Raw genomic sequence first — 22,760 nt, forward strand, 5'->3', positions numbered from 1 at the left:
GCGGGTACTTCTTCGGGGCGGCCATGGCCTCGGGTCCTCTCATGAGACCCATCTGAACCGCTGTCACCATCCTCCGCATCCCGGGGGAACCTCATAGGCCGAGTCCGCGGTGACCCAGGCGATGGGCAGGTCGGAGGCAAGGGCGCGCAGGACCAGGGCCTTGGCGAGGTCGCCCTTGGTGTGGAAGTCCCGATCGTCGGGGATCTTCGCGGCGCGGCAGCGGTCCCGGTCCTCGGTCCAGGACTTGGGCAGGTAGAGCTCGCGGTCCACCAGCGCACGGCCGCGGCCGGTCGCGTAGGCGGCGAAGACCCCGATCTGGCAATTCTCGGTGCGGCCGGCGGTGCCGGAGTACTGGCGTTGCACGCCCGCGGAGGTGCTGCCCTTCTTGACGAAGCCGGTGTCGTCGATGATCAGGACTCCGTCGTCCTCGCCGAGGCGTTCGGCGACGTAGTGCTGGAGCTCGTCGCGGATCTGGTCCGCGTCCCAGCGGGAGCCGGCGAGCAGGTGCTGGAGTCCGTCGGGGGTGGCGTGGCCTGCGTATTCGGCCAGCTGCCAGCCGTTCTTGCGGCCGACCGGGCCGAGCAGGCCGCGGACGTATTCGCGCATCCGGCGGCGTGGCTCCACGCGGCTGAAACGATGGCCGACACGGAGGAAGAGGTCTTCGAGTTCGTCATCCCGGGTCGCGGCTGCGGGCTCATTGATCACGACGTGAGGCTGCCCCGCCGCTGCCACTACCAACGCCGCCTGCACACGATCGAGGGGCGGTCCCACGAAGACCGCCCCTGACCGGGCACCAGCCCACTACACTCACCCCGCGCAGCCTCTGAACAGGCAAAACGTCGAAGTCCTGCTGGAGTACTAGCTGGTGGCGCCCTTCACGAGAGCGGGCCGGTCTACCTCAGAATCCTGCTGCGAGGGTCGTCCTCCAACACCGTGGCCTGGGCAGGTGATCCGATAGCGCTGCCGTGGGGACGGGGTTTGTGACGGTTCTTGTGAGCCCTCGCCGTATTTGGGATACCCGGGCTGTTCTGCCAGCGGCAGAACACCGGCCGGACCGGGCTCGACGATCACTACAGTCCAGACTCATGACGACGATTACAACGCGCACGGTCGAGTACCCGGCCGACGGTCTGACGATGATCGGGCACCTCGCGCTCCCGGCCGGTGTCGACCGCCGGCCCGCGGTGCTGCTCGGGCCAGAGGGCATGGGGCTCAGCGACGTCGAGCGCCGCCGGGCCGATGCTCTCGCCGAGCTGGGATACGTAGCGCTGGCCTTCGACCTTCACGGCGGGCGCTATTTGGGTGACCCCGAGGAGATGCTGGCCCGTTGCATGCCGCTGCTCGCTGATCCCGACCGGATGAGGGGCATCGGTCATGCGGCGCTCGACGTGTTGCGCGCCGAACCGCGGACCGACCCCGACCGGATAGCCGCCGTCGGCTACGGCACCGGGGGCGCCGTCGGGCTGGAACTCGGGCGCGACGGCGTCAACCTGCGCGCGATCGGGACAGTCAACGCGCTGACCACGGGCCGACCGGGCGAGGCGGCGCGCATTCGCTGCCCGGTGTGGGCCGGGGTCGGGTCGGAAGACCCGATCATGCCGCCCGCGCAACGGGGCGCGTTCACCGCTGAGATGCAGGCCGCGGGCGTCGACTGGCGCCTCGTGGTCTACGGCGGCGCCTTGCACGCCTTCCACCACCCGCCGGTCAGCCACCCCGTGGTCCCCGGCGTCGGCTACCACCCACGGCACGCGCAGCGAGCCTGGCGCGACGTCGTCGACCTGCTCGCCGAGTGCCTGCCCGTGACGGAGGACCTGGGTGCACGACCCAGGCAAACATGCTGACACCAGGCCTGGTCGGCGTCGGGCACTGACAGTCCCCTCTCCTCAAGTCCGCACAGCAGAACCATATTCGGGCAGATGCTCGATTGCGGAGACGTATGCACAACTGCCGCAGTAAATGCCGGATTTACTGCGACAGAGCCCCTAGCGTGATCATTGCGACCTGCGGCGGGGCATTCCGGCCGCCGGGGCGAGGTGTACGCATTTACTGCGGCAGTGCCGGATGGGCGGGGCGGGCATGACGATCGAACCGGCGACCGAACTCAAGGGTGGGGGCGCGTTGCGGTTGCCGCGCGCCCGGGTCGTGCCGATGTCTGCCCCGCCGGCGATGTACATCACGGCGGTCGACCGGTATTTGACAGGTGCGGGCATCGCGAAGTCCTCCGCGCGGATCTACCGGATCTCGCTGACGACATGGGGATGGATGCTCAACCGCGAGCCCGCGCCGACCGGGCCCGCCCGCCGGGGCGCGAAGCCACCTGGCCGCGAGGATCCGCTCCGCACCGGTCCGGTGGCGATGGACGACGCCTGGCGGGCCGACGAGTTCGTCCTCGACCCCTGTCGGCTGACCGTCGAGATCTCCGCGACGGGCATCGACGGCGACACCTTCAAGCACGCGCAGCTGATGGACCGCTGGGGCATCCAGGTCAACAGGACCACCCGCAACACCGTGCTGGCGATGACCAACATCGGGACGACCCGCAGCGCCCTCGCCCACCTGCTGCGGGCGCTGATCGGGATCGCCGAGGAGCTGGAGGCCGGGCTCGGGCAGCTGGCGCCCGAGCAGCGGCGCGCCTTCGACCTCAAGGTCCACTCCCTCGCCCACGACCACCCGCCGCTGCCGGACTTCTCCCGGTTCCACGCCACCTTCCGCGCCGATCCCGCCGGTGCGGCGGCCGACGGGAACATGCGCGAGGCGTACCACATGGCGTACCGGGAGGAGCTGTGCGAGTTTGTGCTGCCCGAGGAGGCGAGGCGGCGGGTCACCGCGGGCCGGCCGGTGGTGTCGGCGATCTTCGTCACCCCGTACCCGCCCGGCTCCCCGATCCTGGTGCCGGGGCAGGAGTTCAGCAAGGACATCCTGGACTTCATGGACGCCCTGGACACCAAGGAGATCCACGGGTACGACCCGAACCGCGGCTACCGGGTGTTCCTCCGGTCCGCCCTGCTGGACGGCTCCGCCCCGGTGGACGGCGACGGGGGTGGCGACGGGCAGGGCGGCGGGGGCTGATCCGTCCGGACGGTCAGCCGCCGGAGTGCGCCACGGGCCGGTCGGCCGGGGCGCGCCGGACGTCCGGGGCGCGCGGCGGCAGTGACACGGCGTGCAGGCAGGGGTGCCGCTGCGTCCCGGCGGGGGCGGCCAGGACGGTGGCCACCTCGCCGGTGATCTCCACCCGGAGGTCGCCGTCCGCGCTCTCCCAGACCAGGGATCCGCCGGGGCCCACGGCCTCGGTGGCATGCACCACCACGACGGCCGGTGGGGCGTGCCCGCCGATCGGTCCGGGCAGGGTCACCGCATAGCGGCGCTCGAGGCGTTTCATCGTCGGCCTCCTCCAGTGGCTCCCCCGCTCGCGTAGTCGATTCTCCTCCACGCCGGGGCCGTTGTACACGAACCGTGACCGTCCCGGCGTCGTGCCCGGGCTCAGGCGGACCAGCGCAGGACGGCGCCGAGGCCACCGGGCGGGCCCGGGACGGCCTCCGGCACCAGCAGCGCCTCGGCCCCGACGGCCGTCGCACAGCGCAACAGCGCGTCGGCGGCCGGGGCCTGCTGCGGCTCGGCGACGCCCATGGCCCGCAGGTCGGCCCGCTGGACGCCGATGTGCTCGGGCTGCGGGCCGGTCCACACCGGGCGCTCCGGGTCGTGGCCGCCCGGCTGGAACAGCAGCGCGGCGAGCTGGTGCTGCCGGGCGGCGGTCACCACGGCGGGCACGCCCTGAGCGGCGGCGCCGGGTGCGGTCTCGGTGCCGGCGGCGTCGGTGCCGTGCTCGCCCGGGCGGCCGATGCCGGTACGGAAGGCGTCCAGCACGGTGTCCAGGTGGCGGGTCCGATGGCCGTTCCAGGCGACGGTGATCCGCTGGTCGAAGGCCTCCCGGGCGGTGCCGTCGGCCCGGCCGCCGCCGTCCACCTCGACGGTGTCCGGCCGCAGCTGCCGGGGCAGCAGCTCGCGGACGGCCCGGCGCTCGCGGACGTCGCCGGTGAGGACGAGCAGGTCGGCGCCGCTGCCCGGCCAGATCCGGGCCAGGTGGTCGGCGATGATCCCGGCGGTGCGGTCCCAGGCGTCCTCGACCCGGTGCCGGTAGCGCCATTCGTACCGGTCGGCGGGCGGGGCGCGGTGGCCGCGGTCCTGCCACTGCTGCCCCTCGACGGTGCCCAGCCGCGCGGCGCCGCCGAGCTCACGGCGCTCCAGTTCGGCGCCGGTGCGGTCGACGGCCACCACCAGGCAGCGTGGGACGGCGTCGTCCAGCAGATCGAGCAGCGGGGCGGTGTGCGGCAGCGGCGCCCAGTCGGTGGCGACGTCGGGCGGCGAGTCGGCGAGCGGGGCGTCGACCGCGACCGCGCCGTCGGCGGCGAACAGCGCCCGCCCCGGCGGGGAGCCTTCGGCCGGCTCGGCGGCCAGCCACTCCCGGACGGCGGCGCAGGTGCGCTCGTCGGCGCCCTGCCCGGCCAGCCGGTGGACGGCCGCGCGGTCGAGAAGCGCCCGGCGCTGGGCGGCGTCCTCGGTGGCACGGGAGGTGTCGAGGTAGACGGAGGCCCAGGGCCCGGGCCGGTCGAGCAGCGGGGTGAGGAACGCGAGGTCCATGGCGGCCTCCCGAAATCGGTGGGCTACTGGACGCCTACCCGGCTGCGGCCGGTGGACACCCGGCCGGGTGGAGCGGCTCCGTCATCCGTACGGGGGCTGCGGCGCGCCCGGCCCGCGGCAATCCGGCTACGGTTTGTGTGCATTCTGGTACGTATGGTGCCCGACCGTGCACCGCTTCGATTCGCTGGAGGGCAGATGGGGCTTCCCGGCCGTTCCGCCATGAGGTTGTCCCGACGCCGCACCCGCACGGCCGTCGCCGTCGTCCTCGCCGCGCTGGGCCTGGCGGCCGGGGCCCGCGCGGTGGCGTCCGCCGTCGCGGCGCCGCCGGTGCCCGAGCGGGTGGACCGGCCCGATGTGGTGCCCGTCGCCCTGGGCATCAGCCGGTCGCGGCCCACGCGCCTGAGCGCGGTCGCCGTCCATGCCCGGACCGGGGAGCCGCTGGCCGGGATGACCGTCAGGTTCTATTCGGCGGCGGGCCGCTTCCTGGGCTCCACCGTCACCGGCGGCGACGGCGTCGCCGAGGTCGGCGTCCCGGCGGGCCTCGAACCCGACGGCCACCTGGCCGTGGTGTTCGGCAACGGCTACCACTCCGCCGCCCAGGCCACGCTGGCCCCCGACGACTGCTTCCTCACCGACTGCCCGCCGGCCGACGGCCACCCGCTCACCTCGGACGTGGCCCCGGTGGACCGGAGCCGACCGTAACCCACGACGGCACTCGACGGTTGACCTCAGCCGGCGAGCCAGGGTGCCTCGGGGAGCTTGGCGTCGGCGTTGCGCCCGGCGAAGTCCACGGTGGTCGGGGTGCCCAGGCCCGCGATCTGCATGGTCACCCGGCCCAGCGTGCCGTCGCCGTCCACCCAGTACGTCAGCGGCGAGCGCGCGCCGTCCGGGGCGGAGCCCTGGGCGCGGGGGCCCGCGAAGCGGTCGTAGCCGCGGTCGCCGATCCGGTCGCGGCCCAGCCAGCGGGCGCCGGACTGGGCGAGCAGCAGGGGATTGTCCGGCCGGTCGGCGCCGACCTGGATGAGCAGTTGGAGGCCGGCGTCCAACGGGTCCGCGGTGTACGAGCGCGGGGACCAGCCGGCCCGGGGGATGCGTTCGGCCTGCTGCCAGGGCGGGGCCGGGTCGCCCTCCGGCTCGGGGGCCAGGCCGAGGCCGCCGGTGTCCCAGACGACCAGGCCGTGGTCGAGCGGCCCGCTCGCGCCGGTGGTCCGGTAGCGCCCGGCACCCCGGTGGGTGCGGTAGTCGACCACCCCCTCGACCCGGACCTGCACTCCCCCGCCCTCGGACGCGGTGAGCACCACCCCCACCGGGCTGGCCTGGTACAGGTTCAGCCGGGACAGCGCCAGCCGGGACGCCTCGTCCGTGGTGACCGGCCGCTCCGCGGCCTCGTCGGAGACGGTCTCGTAGGCGACGACACCGCCCGCCACGGCGCCGCAGACCGCGATCGCGATCAGTGCCCCCAGCCAGCGGGCCCTCCGGCGGGGCGGACGGGCGGCGGTCCTCGTCTTGCGGGCCATGCGGTTGCCTTCTCCCATCTGTTCTGTCCCAGGTCAGTGCCGTCACAGGACTCGGGCGGGCCCCGGACCCATGGTCCGCGAACCCGCCCGAGCCGGGCTGTCACCCCGTCATGACGGGATGACTATCGGTGCTGGGCCCTGCGTCGGCGCGCCAGCACGAACAGTGCCGCACCGAGGACGACGAGCGCCACGGCGCCGGTCACCAGCAGCGGCGTCGCATCACTCGCGCCGGTGTGGGGCAGTTGCCCGCCCGGTGCCGGGGCCGGCGGGGCCGGGGTGCCGGGGGTGGTCGGGGTCGTCGGCGCCGGGGTGGGCGTCGGCGACCCGGTCGGGGTCGGAGTGGGTGTCGGAGTGGGTGTCGGGGTGGGGATCAGCTTGTTGACGGCCGTCACCGAGACGCCCGCGTCGAGGTTGTCGGCGGTGAGCACCAGCGGTCCGAAGACCGTGGTGTCCGGGGCCGAGTAGCCGTCCGGCGGGCTCAGTTCCTGCCAGTAGTACGTCCCGACCGTGCCGCTGCCCTGGCAGATGCCGTCGGCGCCGGTCGTGCAGGGGTCACCGACGGGCGTGTCCGGCTTGGTGCCCGTGGTCTGCAGGCCGTCGGTGCCGTTGGTCTCGTGCCACAGCTGGAACTTGGCCCCGGCCAGCGGCTTGCCGTCCTGGTCGTGCTTGACCAGCTTCAGCGCGCCCTCCTGCTGGCGGTAGCCGAAGTCGTAGGTGTGGTTGTTCTCGCCCGGTCCGCCGGTGGTCAGCGCCCGTTCGGGGAACTTGGCGTTGTCGGGGACGATGCCCTTGGAGTCGATGAAGTGGTTGTCGCCGACGTCGTGGTCGGTGGGCACCCACTGGTACAGGGGGCCGCCCTTGGCGTAGTCGGCCGGGTTGTCGATGCGGATGGTGTACTTGGTGTGCGGCTTGAGGCCTCCGGTGACGTTGCTGTCGTCGAAGTAGTACTCGCCGCGCGCCGTCGTCCTGGTGGTGCCGACCACCTTGCCCGACTCGTCGTAGAGGTTGACGGTGGCGCCCTTCACCGGGAGCTGGCCCGGGTTCTGGATGCCCTTGCGCTCGGGGTCGTACCAGACCCGGTTGCCGATCTGCAGCGGTGCCTGGTCGCAGAGCACTTCGAGGTCACCCATCGCGGCGCCCTTGCCGAAGGGGGAGTTGGTCGTCGCCGGGGTCAGCCGCAGGCCGAACTTCGGGTCGTGCGCGCCGTCCGCACGCTCCATGAACGACGTGCCGTACCCGACCGGGGTGTGGTCCGGGTCGAAGGCGGAGGCCGCGATGGTGCTCTCGACCTTGGAGAGCGCCATGCCGGCGAACACCGTGTTGTGGTGACCCACCTCGTCCCAGCCGGTGGCGAAGAACCGGGCGCCCCGGACGGTCTTCCCGCAGCCGAGGTTGGTGTCCATCACGTACATGCCGTTCGACAGGCAGGCCTTGTTCAGGTCGCCGCCGGACATGACGGTGGCCGAGTTCGGCGCCGGGGCGCCCGGCCCGCGGTCGGCGAAGCGGTCGCGGAAGGCCAGCAGCATCGAACCGTCGGTCTCGAACTGGATCTCGCCCAACTCCGGTTCGGGGAAGGCGATGGTGGTGTTGCCACACACCTTGCCGTTCTGCGAGCCCGGGAAGGTGCTGGTCCACGGGAACCAGCCCGCGCCGTCGCACGGGCCGCCACCGACGGTGGACTGGCGCGGGTAGTCCAGCGGCTGGTTCAGCACCGCCTTGCCGAACGCCCCGGTACCGAGGTCGAACGGCAGGACCACGGCGTGCACGTCCGCGAGCTTGCCCGTGGACTGGCCGGAGCACACCCCACCGAGGTACCCGGTGCCGTCCTGCAGACCGAGGCCGAACGGCCGCCAGTCCCCGGCCGACGGGCAGCCCGGGTCCGGGATCGCGTAGACGGCCTTCGGCGCCGACGCCGTCGCCGCCGTGGCGTCGTAGCGGTACAGCTGACGGTCGTTCAGGTTGACGACGAAGAGGTCCTTGCCGTCGTCGGTGATCTTGATGCCGCCCAGGCTCTCCTTGCCGGGCACGTCGAGGAAGGCGTCGTCCGTCCCCGGCCCGTGCGCCGTGCCTCCGGCGTTCGGGACGGTGGTGAAGACCGTCGTCTTCTTCTGCGCCAGGTCGGTGACGTAGATCCCGCCGGAGCCGCCGGGACCGTAGTCGGTGGTCCGCTTGGCCGTCGCCGCCGAGAAGACCCGCTTGTCGGCCTTGTTCCAGGCGATGCCGTACAGCGTGCCGGTCTCGGCGTCGGTGGCGATGTTGGTGGCGTTGGCGGTGACGCCGTCCTGGCCGCGCGCGCTGTACGGGAAGGAGACCAGCGTGCGCTGGGTCCCGCCCTGGTAGGTGGGGGTCTGACAGGTGGTCACCAGGGTGGCGTTCTTCTGGCAGTAGTCCCCCGGGTACCAGAGCCCGGTGGTGAAGGAGACGTTCTTGCCTCCGGAGAGGTCGACGAACTCCTCGTTGCTGCTGAGCTGGTTGGGCGCGCCGTCCAGCCCCTGCCGCGAGGCGAAGGCCGGGAAGAGCACGCCCGGCTTCGGGTTCACCACCTGCACCCGGTACTTGCCGCCGGTCACCTTGGTCGACGCCGGGGCCAGCGTCACCGTGCCGTCCGCCGCCGTGATGCCGTCGATCCCGACACCGGAGTCATCGGTGAGCGTGACCTTCACGCCCGCCATCCCCGGCTCCAGCGCGGACCCCGACCACACCCCGCTGGTGTCGACGGCCCGGATCACCCGGACCGTCACCGTGCCGTCCCCGGTCTGCGAGACCGCCGCCGGGACGGCGGCCAGCGAGCTGCCGCCGACCACGATGGCGAGCGCCGCGAGGCGGCCCACGGCGCGGCGGCCGGGCCTGCCGGACCGTCGCCGGTCCGCGCCGCGGGCGACGCCGTTCGTCTGTTCGTTCGTTGTTTTCATCCCTGCTCTCATCGTCGAGAAGGGCCTTGCGGGCCCGACTTCATGAGGGAGTCCACAGCGTGGCCTGAAACCGCCATGATTAACGTGAGCTTAAAGGGGCTTCACCCAACCGGGTGGCGAAACGTGGAACTTTGACGAACCGTCAGGCGTATCCATCCAAGCCGTCGCTCGACATCCGCCCCCGGCGCGACCGGTCCGACCAGCATGGATCCGGCTCCGGGCGGCCGATCGGCGCAGAACGAGCGCCATGTCGACAAAGCCGTTCGACCGCGCAGAGTGACCGACTCCTCGAACAGCTCTACGGATGCCTCGGGATTTCGACACGGCTCGCACAGAACTGCACACGATTCATTCCGCCCCACCAGCCCCAGGAGCAACCTTCCGCCGAGGCCCGACCACCGGACCGGGCCGCGTTCCGGTCCGGGATCGGACCGACCCCTGGTCTACATCAACGCTGTTGACATAACCTGTCGCGTATGAGCGAACGTGTGGTCCCCGAACCCGAACGCCGACGCCGCCGGCCCACCAAGCAGGGCGTGGTGCTCTCCCGGGAGCTGATCGTCGACACCGCGCTGCGGCTGATCGGACAGCACGGGGCCGACGCCCTCACCGTCCGACGGCTCGGCACCGCCCTCGGCGCCGACCCCAGCGCGGTCTACCGCTACTTCCACAGCACCGACGACCTGCTGCTGGCCGTCGCGGACGAGCTGATCGGGCGCGCCCAGGCGGGCTGGCAGCCGACCGGCGACTGGCGGGCCGACCTGAGGGCCATCGGCCTGCGGATCCACTCCGCCTACCAGGCCCACCCGCAGGCCGCCGTACTGGCCGCCCACCGCACCACCGGCCGCACCCACGAGACCGCCGCCGTCGAGGCGATCCTCGGGGTCCTGCGCAGGGCGGGCTTCCCGGACCCGGAGGCGGTGCGGATCTACCACGCCTTCGTGGACCAGAGCCTGGGGTTCGCCGCGCTGGACGCCGCCGCCCTCGCCCTGCCCGCGCCGGCGGCCCGGGCGGACCTGGAGGTCTGGCAGGCGTCCTACGCCCGCCTCGACGCCACCACCCACCCGCACATCGCGGCCACCGCCCACCTGCTCGCCGGCGACATGCGGCGCAGCGGCTACCCGTACGCCCTCGACCTGCTCCTGGACGCGGCCGCGGCCCGGCTGGCGGCGACGGGCTGAGCGAGGGGCCGGGCGCGGGGCCGGGCGCGGGGCCGGCTCGGCGAGGGAACGGCTCCGAACGCCGACCGTCGCCGGGCCCGATGGGTCCGGCGACGGCGAACGGTGCGGCGGGGCGGGTGCGGTCAGTCGGCGGCGTGGACCAACTCGCCGCCCACGTACGTCCGCAGCACCCGGGCCGCCGCGATCTCCTCGGCGGGTCCGGTCAAGATGTCCCGGTCCAGGACGACCAGGTCGGCGAGCTGCCCGACGGCCAACGTGCCCGCGTCGTCGTGGCCGTTCAGATGGGCGGAGCCGGCCGTGTAGGCGGCGATGGCGGCGCCGAGGTCCAGGCGCTGCTCGGGCAGGAAGACCCGGCCGTCGACGGCCTCCGGCTCCATCCGGTTGACCGCCACGTGCAGGCCGGCCAGCGGATCCGGGCTGCTCACCGGCCAGTCGCTGCCCGCCGCCAGGGAGGCGCCCGCGCGCTGGAGCGCACCGAACGGGTACTGCCAGGCGGCGCGTTCGGGGCCGAGGAAGGGGATGGTCAGCTCGTCCATCTGCGGTTCGTGGGCGGCCCACAGCGGCTGGATGTTGGCGATCGCGCCGAGCCGGGCGAAGCGGGGGACGTCGTCCGGGTGGACCACCTGGAGGTGGGCGAGGTGGTGGCGGGTGTCGCGCCACCCGTTGGCGGTGCGGGCGGCCTCGACGGCGTCCAGGGCCTCGCGGACCGCGCGGTCGCCGAGGGCGTGGAAGTGCACCTGGAAGCCGAGCGCATCCAGTTCGGTGACGTACCCGCGAAGTGCGGCCGGATCGACGAAGCTGAGGCCCGAGTTGGCGGTGGCGCAGCCGCAGCCGTCCAGGTAGGGGCTGGTCATCGCGGCGGTGAAGTTCTCCGCGATGCCGTCCTGCATGATCTTGACCGATCCGGCCCGGAACCGGCCGTGGCTCAACTCGTCCCGGCGCGCGATCAGTTCGGGGATCTGTTCGGCGCCCCGGTCGCGGTCCCACCAGAGCGCGCCGGTCACCCGGGCGGTCAGGGCGCCGGAGCGGGCGGCGGCCAGGTAGGCGTCGGAGGGGTCCGGCTGGCCGTTGAACTCGCCGAGCAGGGCGTCCTGCCAGCCGGTGATGCCGAGCGAGTGCAGCAGGCGCTGCGCCCGCAGCAGGCCGTCCACCCGCTCGGCGGTGGTGGTGGCCGGCACCAGCCGGGCGACCAGGGCGGTGGCGCCCTCCTGGAGCGTGCCGCTGGGCGTGCCGTCGCCCTCGCGCTCGATCCGGCCGTCGGCCGGGTCGGGGGTGTCGCGGGTGAGGCCGGCCAGTTCCAGGGCCCGGGTGTTGGCCCAGGCGCCGTGGTGGTCGCGGTTGGTGAGGTAGACCGGGCGGTCCGGGACGACGGAGTCGAGCAGCTGCCGGGTCGGCAGCCCACCGTCGAAGCTCTCCAGCGACCAGCCGCTGCCGGTGATCCACGCCTGCCCGGGGTTGGCCTCGGCGTAGGCGCGGATCCGCTCCAGGTACTCGGCCACGCCGACGGTGCCGGTGAGGTCGCAGGCGGCCAACTCGGTTCCGCCGTACACCGCGTGGATGTGGGCGTCCTGAAAGCCCGGCAGCAGCAGCTTGCCGGTGAGGTCCACGACCTCGGTCTTCGGCCCGATCAGCTCGCGGACCTCGTCGTGCCCGACGGCGGTGATCCGCTCGCCGGTCACGGCCAGGCTGGTCGCCCGGGTGCGGGCGGCGTCGCCGGTGTGGACGGGGCCGCGGGTGAGGACCAGATCGGCCTGGGTCATGGGTGGTGCTCCGTTCTCGGGTTGCGCGTTGCGCGTCGGTCGTGCGGGGGTCGCTCAGTCGGCGGGGTGGAGGAAGTACGGTGAGCGGCGCCGCCAGCGGGCCCAGGCCGCCGACGGGAGTCCGGTGACGACCATCAGTACCACCACGGTCAGCTCGAACCAGCCGTTGTCGGCGGAGAGTTCGAAGTGGTCGGCCGAGTCGTAGAAGGTCCAGGCGAGGTAACCGCCGACGGCGAGCAGCGCGGCGGCGCCGAGCAGCGGGCCGACCACGGCGCGCAGCCCCTGCACCGGGTCGGTGCGCAGCAGGTGGCGGAAGCGGACGGCGGCCGCGACGGCGGTGAGCGCGTAGTAGAGCGCGACGATGATGCCGATCGCGTTGACGGCGGCCGAGATCAGGTCGTTGACGGTGGGGATGGCGATCGAGGCGAGGGCCAGCAGGACGGCGACGCCGGTGATCAGCAGGGTGCCGACGGCGGGGGTGGCGTGCTTGCGGTGCAGCCGGGTCCAGACCGGGCCGAGCACGCCGTCGCGGCCCATCGCGTACATCCCGCGCGCGGTCGGGATCACCGAGGACTGCAGCGAGGCCACGGCGGAGAACGTCAGCGCGATCAACGGCAGTGCGGCCAGGGGTTGGTGGGCGAGCCTGGTGCCGAAGTAGGTCAGTCCGTGCGCGCCGTTGTCGGCCAACTCGTCGAGCGGGAGGACCCGTTGGAAGGCGGTGCCGGCCAGCAGGAAGAGCAGCATCATCACCACCAGGGCGAGGAAGCCGCCCCGGGAGGCGTCGCGCGGGTCGCGCACCTCCTCGCCGACGCTGAACACCGACTCGAAGCCCCAGTAGCAGAACACCGCCAGCACCATGCCCTGGGCCAGCGCGCCGAAGGAGGGGATGTCGAAGGGGTTGTACCACTGGAGGGAGAAGGGTTGGTCGCCCGCGAAGAGCCCGTACCCGCAGAAGCCGAGCAGCACCAGGTACTCGAAGACCAGCAGCGCCTTCTGCAGCCGGGCGGCGAGGTCGAGCCCGCGCACCGCGACGAGTGCGGCGCCGATCAGGACGACGAGGCCGAGCAGGGTGCACTGGACGGTGGAGTCGGCGTCCAGGCGCAGGCCGGCGATGCTGCGCAGGTGCGCTTCGTCCAGGAGTTGGATGATCGCCGAGCCGGTGACGGTGGTGGTGTAGGCCATGAAGGCCACCGTGCCGACGGTGTTCACCCAGCCGGTGAGGAAGCCCAGCCAGGGGCTGAGGGTTCGGCCCACCCAGCGGTAGCTGCTGCCGGCGTCGGGCTCGACGGCGTTCAGCCGCCCGTAGCCGCCGGCGATGGCGAGCACCGGGAGGAAGGCCAGCAGCATGATCGCGGGCAGGTGGAGGCCGACCACCCCGGCCATCAGGCCCAGGCCGATGCCGATGCTGCTGGTGGCGGCCGTGCTGGAGGCGGCGATCACCGCGCCGTCGAGCAGGCCGATGGACTTGTGCATGGCGCCGTGGCCGGCGCCCGTTCTCGGACCGCTGCCCGTGTCCTTCACCGTGGATGCCAACGGATCACCGCCTTGGTCGTGGGGGTGGGGGTGGGGGAAGTGCGAGCCATGAAACCGGCGGCGCCCTCACACGTCAATGGCGTTGTCATAAGGGGCTCCACCGGTCCGGGCGGATGCGGCATCCGCCGGGCGCGTGCAGGGTGGAGGGGTACGAACCGCCCGGGCGGCGACTTTCCGTAGCACTGCGGGCGCCGTCCGCCGGGCAACCGGCCCCCAGCCGCCGTCCTACGACCGAAGGAGGCGCCATGCCGACCAGGACGATCCGCAGTCGGGCTCTGGTGCTGACCGCCGCCGCCCTCGCCGTCCTGCCGACCGCCGTGCTCGCGGCGTCCTCGCACGCGGCCTCCACGCCTGCGCCCGCGTCGGCCGCCACCGCCGCCCCGGTCAGCTTCGTCGACCTGCCCGACACCCCGCTCCCCGGCGACAACGCGCCGCACGGGATCACCATCACCTACCGCAACCCCGCGTCGACGGACCGGACGGTCGCCCCGCAGATCCTCATCGAGTCACCCGACAACGGCCCGTTCCTCGACCCGGCGCAGATCAAGCTCGAACTGCTGGGGACGGACCGGCACTGGCACACCGTGTCGCTCGGCAGCCAGACCGGCACCCTGTACACCGACCTCATCGCGGCGAAGATCGTCCTGCACGGCCACCACACGCTCACCGAGCACTACCGGGTGACGGTCCTCAAGGGGCCCGCCCAGGGCTCCGTCGAGCCCCGGGTGGCGATCTACGCCTGAGCCCCGGCCAGGTCAGGCCCGGGCCGCCATCGCGGCCGCGATGGCGGCCAAGCGGGTTGCGGCTTCGGCGAGTTCGGCGGGTTCGGCGGCAGCGGCGAAGCCCAGGCGCAGGTGGCCGGCGGGCGGCTCGGCCGGGAAGTGGTGGTGGCCGAGGTTGACCGACACCCCGTGCGCCGGTGCCGCCTCCGCGACGGCCGCCTCGGTGAGGCCGGGCGGTAGCCGCACCCACAGGTGCAGGCCGCCCTCCGGTACGCGCCGCAGCGTCCAGTCCGGCACCTCACGCGCCAGGGCGTCGGCCAGTACGGCACAGCGCTGGTGCAGGGCGGCGGCCAGGCCACGGAGGTGGCGGTCCCAGGCGGGCGTGCTGAGCAGTTCGACCGCGGCCTCCTGCAGGGGGCGCGCGATGAAGAAGTCGTCGACCCGCCGCATCCCGAGCAGCCGCCGCATCACCGGCCCCCGGGCGATCAGCGCGCCGATCCGCAGGCTGGGCGAGGCGGGCTTGGTCAGCGAGGTGAGGTGGATGACGGTGCCGTCCCGGTCGTCGGCGACCAGCGGACGGGGCACCGGCCGCCCGTGGCCGAGGTGGCGGGCGAAGTCGTCCTCGATCAGGAACGCCCCGGCGGCGCGCGCCACGTCGACGACCTGGCGGCGCCGTTCGCCGGACAGCACGGCTCCGGTCGGGTTGTGGAAGGTGGGCTGGCAGTAGAGCAGGCGCGCGCCGGTCATGGCGAAGGCGTCGGCGAGCAGATCGGGGCGCAGCCCCTGGTCGTCCATCGGCACGGGCACCGGCTGCAGTCCGGCGGACCTCGCGGCGGCGAGCGCGCCGGAGTACGTCGGCGACTCGACCAGGACCGGGCTGCCGGGCGCCGCGATGGCGCGGAACAGCATCGACAGCGCCCCCTGCCCACCACCGGTGACCAGGACGTCCTCGGGGCCGACGTCACCGCCGGCCTGCCGGGCGAAGATCGTCCGCAGGGTCGTCAGGCCCGCGGCCGGGGCGCGGTGCCAGGCGTCGGGCCGGCGGGCGGCCCGGGCGAGGGCTCCGCTGAGCAGCCGGGTGGGCTGGAGGCTCTCGTGCGGATAGCCGCCGGACAGCGACACCGTGCCGGCCGGCACCGTGCCCGGCTGCTCGTCGGGCTGCTCGGGCACGAAGCGGCGCCCGGCCAGGGCGACCGCCTGCCAGGAGGTGTCCGGTTCGCCGCCGACCGCCTCCGGCCGACGGGCGGCGACGTAGGTGCCGCTGCCCGGGCGGGTGACGACGGCGCCCTCGGCGGCCAGGAGGGCGATGGCCCGGGAGACGGTGACCGGCCCGACTCCGTGACGCGTGATCAGATCGCGGCTGCTGGGCAGGCGGTCGCCCGGGGAGAGTCGGGCGATCTCGGTCCGGAGGATCGCCACCAAGGTCTCGATACTGCTACCGTCAGACATGAAGAATGAGAATAGCGCTTTCAGCTCCAGCACGGAACCGCTCCTGGACCTCGCCGCCCTGCGGGCCGACACCCCCGGCTGCGAGGCGGTGATCCACTTCAACAACGCCGGCTGCGGGCTGATGGCCCGTCCGGCCCTCCGGGCGATGGTCGACCACCTGCACCTGGAGGCGGGCATCGGCGGCTACGAGGCGGCCGCCGCCCGTACCGCCGAGGTCGCCGACTTCTACGCCGCGCTCGCCGAACTCCTCGGCACCCGCCCCGGGAACCTCGCCTTCGCCGCGAGCGCGACCCACGCCTACACCAAGGCGCTCTCCGCGATCGACTTCCGCCCCGGGGACGTCATCCTCACCACCCGCAACGACTTCATCTCCAATCAGATCGCCTTCCTGGCGCTGCGCAAGCGGAACGGCGTCCGGATCGTGCACGCCCCCGACCACCCGGACGGCAGCGGCGTCGACGTCGACGCGATGGCCGCGCTGATGCGCGCCCACCGCCCGCGCCTGGTGGCCGTGACGCACGTGCCCACCAACTCCGGCCTGGTCCAGCCGGTCGCCGAGATCGGCCGGCACTGCCGGGAACTCGACCTGCTGTATCTCGTCGACGCCTGCCAGTCGGTCGGCCAGTACCCGGTCGACGTCGAGGAGATCGGCTGCGACCTGCTCACCGCCACCTGCCGCAAGTTCCTGCGGGGTCCGCGCGGTTCGGGCTTCCTGTACGTCTCCGACCGAGTGCTGGCGGCCGGCGGCGAGCCGCTGTACATCGACATGCACGGCGCGCGCTGGATCGCCCCCGGCTACTACCGCCCGGTCGACACGGCGGCCCGCTTCGAGGAGTGGGAGTTCCCGTACGCCACCGTCCTCGGCTGCGCCGCCGCCGTGCGCTACGCGCTGCGGGTCGGTCCGGAGCCCGTCGCGCGACGCACCCCGGCCCTGGCCGGGCGGCTGCGCGAACGGCTGGCCGCCGTCCCCGGCGTCCGGACGCTCGACGGCGGGCCCGCGCCGGCCGCGCTGGTCACCTTCGCGATCGACGGGTGGGAGGCGGAGCCGTTCAAGGCCGCGATGGACGCGCGCGGCATCAACTCGGCACTCAGCTACCGGGAGTTCGCGCAGTTCGACTTCGCCGACAAGGAGGTGGAGTGGTGCCTGCGGCTCTCCCCGCACTACTACAACACCGAGGACGAGGTCGACGCGGTGGCGGGCACGGTCGCCGAACTCGCCAGGGGCGCACGGTGACCCAGACCTCAGCCGCGCCGACCGCCGCCGACGCGCCGACGGCTCACCAAAGCCTCTGGCGCAACGGCGACTTCCTCAGATTCTGGGTGGGCGAGACGGTCTCGCTGCTCGGCACCCAGGTGACCAACCTCGCCCTCCCGCTCACCGCGATCGGCGCCTTCGGCGCGAGCGACGAACAGGTAGGACTGCTGCGCTTCCTGCAGCTCGTCCCCTACCTCGGGCTCGCCCTGGTGATCGGCGTCTGGGCGGACCGGCACCGCCGACGGCCGGTCATGCTCGCCGCCAACCTGGTCCGGCTGGTCCTGCTCGGCCTGGTACCGCTGCTGTACTGGTGGCACGCGCTCAACCTGCCGGTGCTGATGGTGATCGCCTGCACGGTCGGCATCGCCTCGGTGGTCTTCGACGTGAGCTGGATGTCCTACGTGCCGGTGCTGGTGCGCAGTCCCGAGCACTACGTGGAGGCCAGCGCCAGGATGGGCACCAGCTCCTCCGCCGCCGACGTCGCCGGGCCCGGGCTGGCGGGCGTCCTGGTGTCGGCGGTCGGCGCGCCGGTGGCGCTGCTGGTCGACGCCTGCTCCTACGCGGCGTCCCTGGTCTCGCTGCTGCTGATCCGCACGGCCGAGCCGCGCCCGGAACCGGCCGCTGAACGGCGCCTGTGGCGCGAACTCAAGGACGGCATGGGCTGGGTGATGCGGGACGGGGTGCTGCGCTCGCTCGCGCTGATCGGCTTCTGCTGCAACTTCTCGATGATCACCGTGTGGACGATGTTCCTGCTCTACGCCCACACCGACCTCCACCTCGACTCGGCGACGATCGGCGCCGTCTTCTCCACCGCCTCCGTCGGCGGACTGATCGGCGCGCTGATCTCCCGGAAGGTCATCGCGCGGTTCCCACTCGGCCGCATCTACCTGGTCGCCCAGTCGGCGCTGCTGCTGGGTCCGGGCCTGATCCCCGCCGCCACCGGGCCGCGGCCGGTGATGATCGGGATGTTCGTGCTCTCCTTCTTCACCACCTACCTCGGCCTCGGCGTGGCCGGAGTGATCATCGTCAGTCTCCGCCAGGCCGTGACACCGCAGTCGATGATGGGGCGGATGACCGCGGCGTTCCGCATGCTGCTCTTCGGCGGCGGATCGCTGGGCGGCCTGTCCGCCGGCCTGCTCACCGGGCAACTGGGCGCCCGGGGCGCGCTGACCGTGGCGGCGACCGGCTCCGCCGTCGTCGTCCTGGCGCTGCTGCTCTCCCCGGTCAGCCGCCTCCGGGCGTTGCCGACCACTCCGGCGCGGGTGACCGACTAGCGCTTCCGATGAGCGCCCCGACGGCGGCGGGCCGTCGGGGCGCACGCCGGAAGCGCACGCCGGAAGCGCACGCCGGAAGCGCACGCCGGAAGCGCACGCCGGAAGCGCACGCCGGAAGCGCACGCCGGAAGCGCACGCCGCGCCCCAACTCGACCCCCGTGCTTCCAAGTTCCGCTTGGGAGAGCATCGCCGCCACTTATAGGAAAAGTCACTCGTTAGAGTGAGTTTGGCGGCCTCGCGTCCCGCATTCGCGCAGCAACTGTCCGCTATCCGGCGAGTTCAAACGTGGTCACACCCCTCAAATCCAGAGGCAACAATCACCGGGTCGACCTGACGACACGTCGGTTGTTCAAATGCCGGAGAGAGGACCAGTCGTGACCACCGAGGCCGTTCCGCAGAGCCAGCCCAGCCAGCAGAGCCTCAGTACCTCCGCAGCCCGCAACCTCGCCACCACCACCAAGACCGTGCCGCAGATGCTCGGGATCACCCCCCGGTACCTGCTGCGCGCGCTCCCCTGGGTCGACCTGGAGGCGGGTGTCTACCGGGTCAACCGCCGCCGGGGCTTCATCCTCGGCGACGGGCTGGTCAGCACGTACGTCGACGGCGCCGGCGCCACCCGGGTCATCGCCGAGGACCTGCGCGAGCTGGCCTTCCTCAGCCAGGTGGACAGCCCGGTGCTCGCCGCGCTGGCGAGCGGGTTCGTCGAGCGCGAGGTCGCGCCCGGCGAGCCGATAGTCGACGCCGGCGCCCCGGCCGACCAGTTGCACATCATCGCCTTCGGCCGCGCCGAGAAGCGCGCCACCGGCGCGTACGGCTCGGACGCCCTGCTGGCCGTCCTCGGCGAGGGCGACTTCTTCGACGCCGCCGCCTGGGTCGGCGGCACCGTGACGACGTACCGGGTCACGGCCGTCACCACCTGTACCGTGCTCTCGCTCGACCGCCGCGTACTCGTCGAACTCGCCGACCGGGAGCCCTCGTTGCGCGCCCGGCTGACCGAGTTCACGGCCGGCCAGGCCCCGACCGACCCCGAGCACCCGATCGACCTCCACTCGGGCCACTCCGGCGAGCCGTACCTGCCGGAGACCTTCGTCGACTACGACGAGAGCCCGCGCGAGTACGAGCTGAGCATCGCGCAGACCGTCCTCAAGGTGCACACCCGCGTCGCGGACATCTACAACTCCGACATCGACCAGGTCCAGGCCCAACTCCGCCTGACCGTCGAGGCGCTGCGCGAGCGCCAGGAGTGGGAGATGCTCAACCACCCCGAGTACGGCCTGCTCAACAACGTCGCCGCGACCCAGCGCGTGCGCACCCGCAAGGGTGCGCCCACCCCCGACGACCTGGACGAACTGCTCGCCCGGGTCTGGAAGCAGCCCGCGTTCTTCCTGGCCCATCCGCGGGCGATCGCCGCGTTCGGGCGCGAGTGCACCCGGCGCGGGGTGCCGCCGCAGATCGTCGAGCTGTTCGGCAGCCCGTTCCTGACCTGGCGCGGCGTGCCGCTGCTGCCGTCCGACAAGCTGGACCTCAAGGGCTCGGCGAACTCGGCGCCCGGCACCACCAACATCCTGCTGATGCGCGTCGGCGAGGAGCGCCAGGGCGTGGTGGGCCTGCGACCGGCGAAGGTCCCGGACGAGGTCGAGCCCGGCCTGGCGGTGCGCCCGATGGGCGTGGACCGGCAGGCCATCACCTCCTACCTCGTGACCGGATACTTCTCGACCGCCGCGCTCGTGGACGACGCCATCGCGGTGCTCCAGAACGTCGAGGTGTCGAACTACCATGACTACTCCTGACGGATTCGGGCGCGGCACCGGGATCAACGGGGCGCCGGGGGGCTTCTCCACCGCCACCGCCCCGACGGCCACCGCACCGGCGGCTCCGCCCTCGAACCCGCTCCCCGAGGCCCTCGCCCACGCCGCCGGCGGCCCCCGGTACTGGCTGCCGACCCGGGCGGACCGGTCGTCGCCGCCCACCGCACCCACCACGCCCACCGGCGGATTCGACGTCGAGGCCGTCCGGCGCGACTTCCCCCAGCTGCACCGCGAGGTCAACGGCCGCCCGCTGGTCTGGCTGGACAACGGCGCCACCACCCTCAAGCCCCGCCAGGTGGTCGAGGCCGTCGGCGAGCACTACGCGACCGGCACCTCCAACGTCCACCGGGGCGCCCACACCCTCGCCAAGCAGGCCACCCAGATCTACGAGGAGGGCCGCGCCGAGGCCGCCAAGCTGCTCGGCACCCCGGACCCGGACGAGATCGTCTTCGTCCGGGGCACCACCGAGGCCGTCAACCTGGTGGCGCAGACCTGGGGCCGGGCCAACCTGGGCGTCGGCGACGAGATCCTGGTCTCCGCCGCCGAGCACCACTCCAACCTGGTGCCCTGGCAGCTGATCGCCAAGGAGCGCCGGGCCCGGGTCGTGCCCATCCCGCTGCTCCCCGACGGACAGTTGGACCAGGACGCCTACCGGGACCTGCTCGGCTTCCGCACCAAACTGGTGGCGCTCACCCACGCCTCCAACGTGCTGGGGACGGTCCCGCCGGTGGCCGAGATGACCGCGCTCGCCCACCGGTACGGCGCCAAGGTGCTCGTCGACGGAGCCCAGGCGGTGAGCCACTTCCCGGTGGACGTCACCGCCCTGGACGCCGACTTCTACACCTTCTCGGGGCACAAGGTCTTCGCCCCGACCGGGATCGGCGCGCTGTACGGCAAACGGGAGCTGTTGGAAACCATGCCCCCGTGGCAGGGCGGCGGCAACATGATCGACTCGGTGAGCTTCACGGAGACGACCTACGCCCCCGTCCCGCACCGCCTGGAGGCCGGCACCGGCCACATCGGCGGGGTCGCCGGGCTGCGGGCGGCCCTGCGGTACCTGTCCGGGCTGGACCGGCAGGCCGCCACCGCGCACGAGGAGCAGCTCACCGCGTACGCCACCGCCGCGCTGGCGACCGTACCCGGGCTCCGGCTGATCGGCAGCGCGCCGGGCAAGATCGGGGTACTGACCTTCCTGCTCGCCGGGACCGACCCGATCGCCCTCGCCGGGGCGCTCGACCAGCAGGGCATCGCGATCCGCGCCGGCCACCACTGCGCCCAACCCGCCCTGGCCGCCTACGGGTTGCAGAGTGCGGCCCGGGCCTCGCTGGCCCTGTACAACACCGTGCAGGACGTCGACGCCCTGGTGACCGCCCTCCAGGGCATCCAGGCGGAGGCCGCCGCCTCGTAACCCGCCTCGGGGGTGGGCGCCGGGTCCGGCGCCCACCCCTGACACACCCTGCGGCTACTCACCGACCGCGGCGACCGAGGCGGCGACCCCGCAGCGGGCCGCGTACTCCGCCAGGCCCTCGGCGGTCGCCCCCGCCCAGCCGACGTAGCCGTCCGGGCGGATGAGGAACACGCCGGTGCCGTATGCCTCGTAGGGCGGGACGCACACCACGGGGACGTCGAGGGTGGGCAGTTCGCCCTCGGTGCCGACCGCCGCGCCGACCGTCAGCAGCGTCCAGTGCGGCCCGCGGAAGGCGTCGAACAGCCGGGTGCCGCCGCGTCGGCCGTCCGCCGGCCCGCAGCGCGTCCTCGGCGAGGGCCGGGCGGGTGTCCACGGCGAGCGAGGACTCCCGGTAGCCGAGGCCGAGTTGCTGGGTGGCCCGGCCTCGGCGGACCTCGCCGCGGTGGACCCGAGTGGGGACAGTTCTGAGGCACAGCTCCGAATCGAATCTGGTGATTTGTCTGATTCAAGGCGGCTCCATGCGTAAGGTGTGGATCGTGAGGACGGCGTACAAGTGCCGGGCATACCCGGTCCCCGAGCAGGCGGCCATACTGAGCCGCACGTTCGGATGTGTGCGCCTGGTATGGAACAAAAGCCTCGGAGAGCGCCACGCGGCCTACCACGAGCGGGGCGAGCGCACCTCGTACCAACAAACGGACGCGGCGCTGACGGCGTGGAAGAAGACGGAGGACCTATCGTTCCTGTCCGAGGTGTCGTCGGTGCCGTTGCAACAGGCGCTGCGCCACCAGCACACCGCGTTCTCGAACTTCTTCGCCGGGCGGGCCAGGTACCCGCGATTCAAGTCCCGCGACGCCCAGCAGTCTGCGCACTACACTCGTTCCGCGTTCCGCATGAGGAACGGGGAGCTGACGCTGGCCAAGACCAGCGTTCCGCTGCGGTTCGTGTGGTCGTTCGACGGTGTGGACGTGACCACGTTGGACCCGACGATGGTGATCGTCTCCCGTGAGCCGGACGGCCGCTGGTACGTGACCTTCGCTGTGGACACCGACACCGGCCCCACCCTAGAGCCAGTCGTGCACGCCATCGGCGTGGACCTCGGGCTCAAGGACTTCGCGGTGACCAGCGACGGGGGGCGGACCCCCAACCCCCGGCACCTGGAGAAGAAGCTCGCCAGCCTCAAGCGGTACCAGCGGCGCATGGCCCGCTGCCTGAAGTTCCCCCCTGATCTTGGACAGCGGTTGCTTACGCTGCGGGGGTGAAGTCGCGCTGCAGTCTGGCTCGGGTTTCGAGTGGGGTGAGGTAC

Annotated in this window: 17 protein-coding genes and 2 pseudogenes; 10 read left to right on the forward strand and 9 right to left on the reverse strand. The window is 72.8% G+C overall.

From position 1 onward, the window contains the following. Positions 1 to 93 precede the first annotated feature (93 nt). Positions 94 to 702, reverse strand: a pseudogene (locus ACGF12_RS35160) (IS701 family transposase); the annotation flags it as partial. 383 nt (positions 703 to 1,085) lie between these two features. Here ACGF12_RS35160 and ACGF12_RS35165 point away from each other — a divergent pair. Together ACGF12_RS35165 and ACGF12_RS35170 are read left to right on the forward strand one after the other, a co-directional pair. Then, the gene (locus tag ACGF12_RS35165) at positions 1,086 to 1,841 is read left to right on the forward strand and encodes a dienelactone hydrolase family protein (RefSeq protein WP_393039529.1); all 756 of its coding nucleotides are present in this window, start codon (positions 1,086 to 1,088) and stop codon (positions 1,839 to 1,841) included. A gap of 235 nt (positions 1,842 to 2,076) precedes the next feature. After that, the gene (locus ACGF12_RS35170; RefSeq protein WP_393039532.1) at positions 2,077 to 3,069 is read left to right on the forward strand and encodes a hypothetical protein; all 993 of its coding nucleotides are present in this window, start codon (positions 2,077 to 2,079) and stop codon (positions 3,067 to 3,069) included. A gap of 13 nt (positions 3,070 to 3,082) precedes the next feature. Here the strand turns inward: ACGF12_RS35170 and ACGF12_RS35175 are convergent, their stop codons facing one another. Continuing rightward, positions 3,083 to 3,379: a DUF6296 family protein gene (locus tag ACGF12_RS35175; protein ID WP_393039535.1), complete on the reverse strand. Its 297-nt coding sequence runs from the start codon at positions 3,377 to 3,379 to the stop codon at positions 3,083 to 3,085. 101 nt (positions 3,380 to 3,480) lie between these two features. Beyond that, on the reverse strand, positions 3,481 to 4,638 hold the full coding sequence (locus ACGF12_RS35180) for a hypothetical protein (RefSeq protein WP_393039538.1): 1,158 nt from the start codon (positions 4,636 to 4,638) through the stop codon (positions 3,481 to 3,483). Positions 4,639 to 4,857: 219 nt separating this feature from the next. Here ACGF12_RS35180 and ACGF12_RS35185 point away from each other — a divergent pair, with 219 nt between their 5' ends. After that, positions 4,858 to 5,340: a hypothetical protein gene (locus tag ACGF12_RS35185; RefSeq protein ID WP_393039541.1), complete on the forward strand. Its 483-nt coding sequence runs from the start codon at positions 4,858 to 4,860 to the stop codon at positions 5,338 to 5,340. A gap of 26 nt (positions 5,341 to 5,366) precedes the next feature. Here the strand turns inward: ACGF12_RS35185 and ACGF12_RS35190 are convergent, their stop codons facing one another. Next, positions 5,367 to 6,155 carry a hypothetical protein gene (locus ACGF12_RS35190; RefSeq protein ID WP_393039544.1) on the reverse strand — a complete coding sequence of 263 codons (789 nt, stop codon included), beginning with the start codon at positions 6,153 to 6,155 and terminating at the stop codon, positions 5,367 to 5,369. A gap of 122 nt (positions 6,156 to 6,277) precedes the next feature. After that, positions 6,278 to 9,067 carry an SdrD B-like domain-containing protein gene (locus ACGF12_RS35195; RefSeq protein WP_393039547.1) on the reverse strand — a complete coding sequence of 930 codons (2,790 nt, stop codon included), beginning with the start codon at positions 9,065 to 9,067 and terminating at the stop codon, positions 6,278 to 6,280. Positions 9,068 to 9,543: 476 nt separating this feature from the next. Here ACGF12_RS35195 and ACGF12_RS35200 point away from each other — a divergent pair, with 476 nt between their 5' ends. Further along, on the forward strand, positions 9,544 to 10,248 hold the full coding sequence (locus ACGF12_RS35200) for a TetR/AcrR family transcriptional regulator (RefSeq protein ID WP_393039550.1): 705 nt from the start codon (positions 9,544 to 9,546) through the stop codon (positions 10,246 to 10,248). Between the two features lie 122 nt (positions 10,249 to 10,370). Here the strand turns inward: ACGF12_RS35200 and ACGF12_RS35205 are convergent, their stop codons facing one another. Then, entirely contained in the window at positions 10,371 to 12,008 is a 1,638-nt protein-coding gene (locus ACGF12_RS35205) for an amidohydrolase (protein WP_393039553.1), read from the reverse strand. A gap of 54 nt (positions 12,009 to 12,062) precedes the next feature. Beyond that, positions 12,063 to 13,481 (reverse strand): APC family permease, encoded by a 1,419-nt coding sequence (locus ACGF12_RS35210; protein WP_393039576.1) that lies wholly within the window; start codon positions 13,479 to 13,481, stop codon positions 12,063 to 12,065. Positions 13,482 to 13,786: 305 nt separating this feature from the next. Between ACGF12_RS35210 and ACGF12_RS35215 the strand changes: the two genes are divergently transcribed. After that, positions 13,787 to 14,284, forward strand: coding sequence for a signal peptide protein (locus ACGF12_RS35215; RefSeq protein ID WP_393039555.1), 498 nt, complete (start codon positions 13,787 to 13,789; stop codon positions 14,282 to 14,284). Between the two features lie 12 nt (positions 14,285 to 14,296). Here ACGF12_RS35215 and ACGF12_RS35220 read toward each other — a convergent pair whose 3' ends face one another. Then, a complete protein-coding gene (locus tag ACGF12_RS35220; RefSeq protein ID WP_393039558.1) occupies positions 14,297 to 15,712 on the reverse strand; it encodes a PLP-dependent aminotransferase family protein in 1,416 nt (471 codons plus the stop codon). Here ACGF12_RS35220 and ACGF12_RS35225 point away from each other — a divergent pair. From ACGF12_RS35225 to ACGF12_RS35240, 4 genes are all read left to right on the forward strand, one after another. Then, entirely contained in the window at positions 15,711 to 16,946 is a 1,236-nt protein-coding gene (locus ACGF12_RS35225; RefSeq protein ID WP_393039561.1) for an aminotransferase class V-fold PLP-dependent enzyme, read from the forward strand. The two genes, ACGF12_RS35220 and ACGF12_RS35225, sit on opposite strands and share 2 nt — an antisense overlap. After that, the gene (locus ACGF12_RS35230) at positions 16,943 to 18,241 is read left to right on the forward strand and encodes an MFS transporter (protein WP_393039564.1); all 1,299 of its coding nucleotides are present in this window, start codon (positions 16,943 to 16,945) and stop codon (positions 18,239 to 18,241) included. Before ACGF12_RS35225 ends, ACGF12_RS35230 begins: the two co-directional genes overlap by 4 nt. Positions 18,242 to 18,594: 353 nt before the next feature. Beyond that, entirely contained in the window at positions 18,595 to 20,031 is a 1,437-nt protein-coding gene (locus ACGF12_RS35235; RefSeq protein ID WP_393039567.1) for a family 2B encapsulin nanocompartment shell protein, read from the forward strand. Continuing rightward, positions 20,018 to 21,457, forward strand: a complete 1,440-nt coding sequence (locus tag ACGF12_RS35240; RefSeq protein ID WP_393039570.1) for a SufS family cysteine desulfurase — start codon at positions 20,018 to 20,020, stop codon at positions 21,455 to 21,457. The genes ACGF12_RS35235 and ACGF12_RS35240 overlap by 14 nt, the downstream gene beginning before the upstream one ends. A gap of 54 nt (positions 21,458 to 21,511) precedes the next feature. Here ACGF12_RS35240 and ACGF12_RS35245 read toward each other — a convergent pair. Further along, a pseudogene (locus tag ACGF12_RS35245) lies at positions 21,512 to 21,911 on the reverse strand (pentachlorophenol monooxygenase); the annotation flags it as partial. A gap of 82 nt (positions 21,912 to 21,993) precedes the next feature. On the opposite strand from ACGF12_RS35245, the gene ACGF12_RS35250 reads away from it, so the two are divergent. Continuing rightward, positions 21,994 to 22,716: an RNA-guided endonuclease InsQ/TnpB family protein gene (locus ACGF12_RS35250; RefSeq protein ID WP_393039573.1), complete on the forward strand. Its 723-nt coding sequence runs from the start codon at positions 21,994 to 21,996 to the stop codon at positions 22,714 to 22,716. The last annotated feature ends 44 nt before the right edge of the window (positions 22,717 to 22,760 follow it).

Origin of the sequence: Kitasatospora sp. NPDC048296 (genome assembly GCF_043201815.1) — a bacterium.
Classification (GTDB): Bacteria; Actinomycetota; Actinomycetes; order Streptomycetales; family Streptomycetaceae; genus Kitasatospora.

Bases quoted from the DNA above. Each gene is read 5' to 3' on its own strand.
- ACGF12_RS35165 (WP_393039529.1), top strand. From the start codon at position 1,086: ATGACGACGATTACAACGCGCACGGTCGAGTACCCGGCCGACGGTCTG.
- ACGF12_RS35170 (WP_393039532.1), top strand. From the start codon at position 2,077: ATGACGATCGAACCGGCGACCGAACTCAAGGGTGGGGGCGCGTTGCGG.
- ACGF12_RS35175 (WP_393039535.1), bottom strand. From the start codon at position 3,379: ATGAAACGCCTCGAGCGCCGCTATGCGGTGACCCTGCCCGGACCGATC.
- ACGF12_RS35180 (WP_393039538.1), bottom strand. From the start codon at position 4,638: ATGGACCTCGCGTTCCTCACCCCGCTGCTCGACCGGCCCGGGCCCTGG.
- ACGF12_RS35185 (WP_393039541.1), top strand. From the start codon at position 4,858: ATGAGGTTGTCCCGACGCCGCACCCGCACGGCCGTCGCCGTCGTCCTC.
- ACGF12_RS35190 (WP_393039544.1), bottom strand. From the start codon at position 6,155: ATGGCCCGCAAGACGAGGACCGCCGCCCGTCCGCCCCGCCGGAGGGCC.
- ACGF12_RS35195 (WP_393039547.1), bottom strand. From the start codon at position 9,067: ATGAAAACAACGAACGAACAGACGAACGGCGTCGCCCGCGGCGCGGAC.
- ACGF12_RS35200 (WP_393039550.1), top strand. From the start codon at position 9,544: ATGAGCGAACGTGTGGTCCCCGAACCCGAACGCCGACGCCGCCGGCCC.
- ACGF12_RS35205 (WP_393039553.1), bottom strand. From the start codon at position 12,008: ATGACCCAGGCCGATCTGGTCCTCACCCGCGGCCCCGTCCACACCGGC.
- ACGF12_RS35210 (WP_393039576.1), bottom strand. From the start codon at position 13,481: ATGCACAAGTCCATCGGCCTGCTCGACGGCGCGGTGATCGCCGCCTCC.
- ACGF12_RS35215 (WP_393039555.1), top strand. From the start codon at position 13,787: ATGCCGACCAGGACGATCCGCAGTCGGGCTCTGGTGCTGACCGCCGCC.
- ACGF12_RS35225 (WP_393039561.1), top strand. From the start codon at position 15,711: ATGAAGAATGAGAATAGCGCTTTCAGCTCCAGCACGGAACCGCTCCTG.
- ACGF12_RS35220 (WP_393039558.1), bottom strand. From the start codon at position 15,712: ATGTCTGACGGTAGCAGTATCGAGACCTTGGTGGCGATCCTCCGGACC.
- ACGF12_RS35235 (WP_393039567.1), top strand. From the start codon at position 18,595: ATGCCGGAGAGAGGACCAGTCGTGACCACCGAGGCCGTTCCGCAGAGC.
- ACGF12_RS35240 (WP_393039570.1), top strand. From the start codon at position 20,018: ATGACTACTCCTGACGGATTCGGGCGCGGCACCGGGATCAACGGGGCG.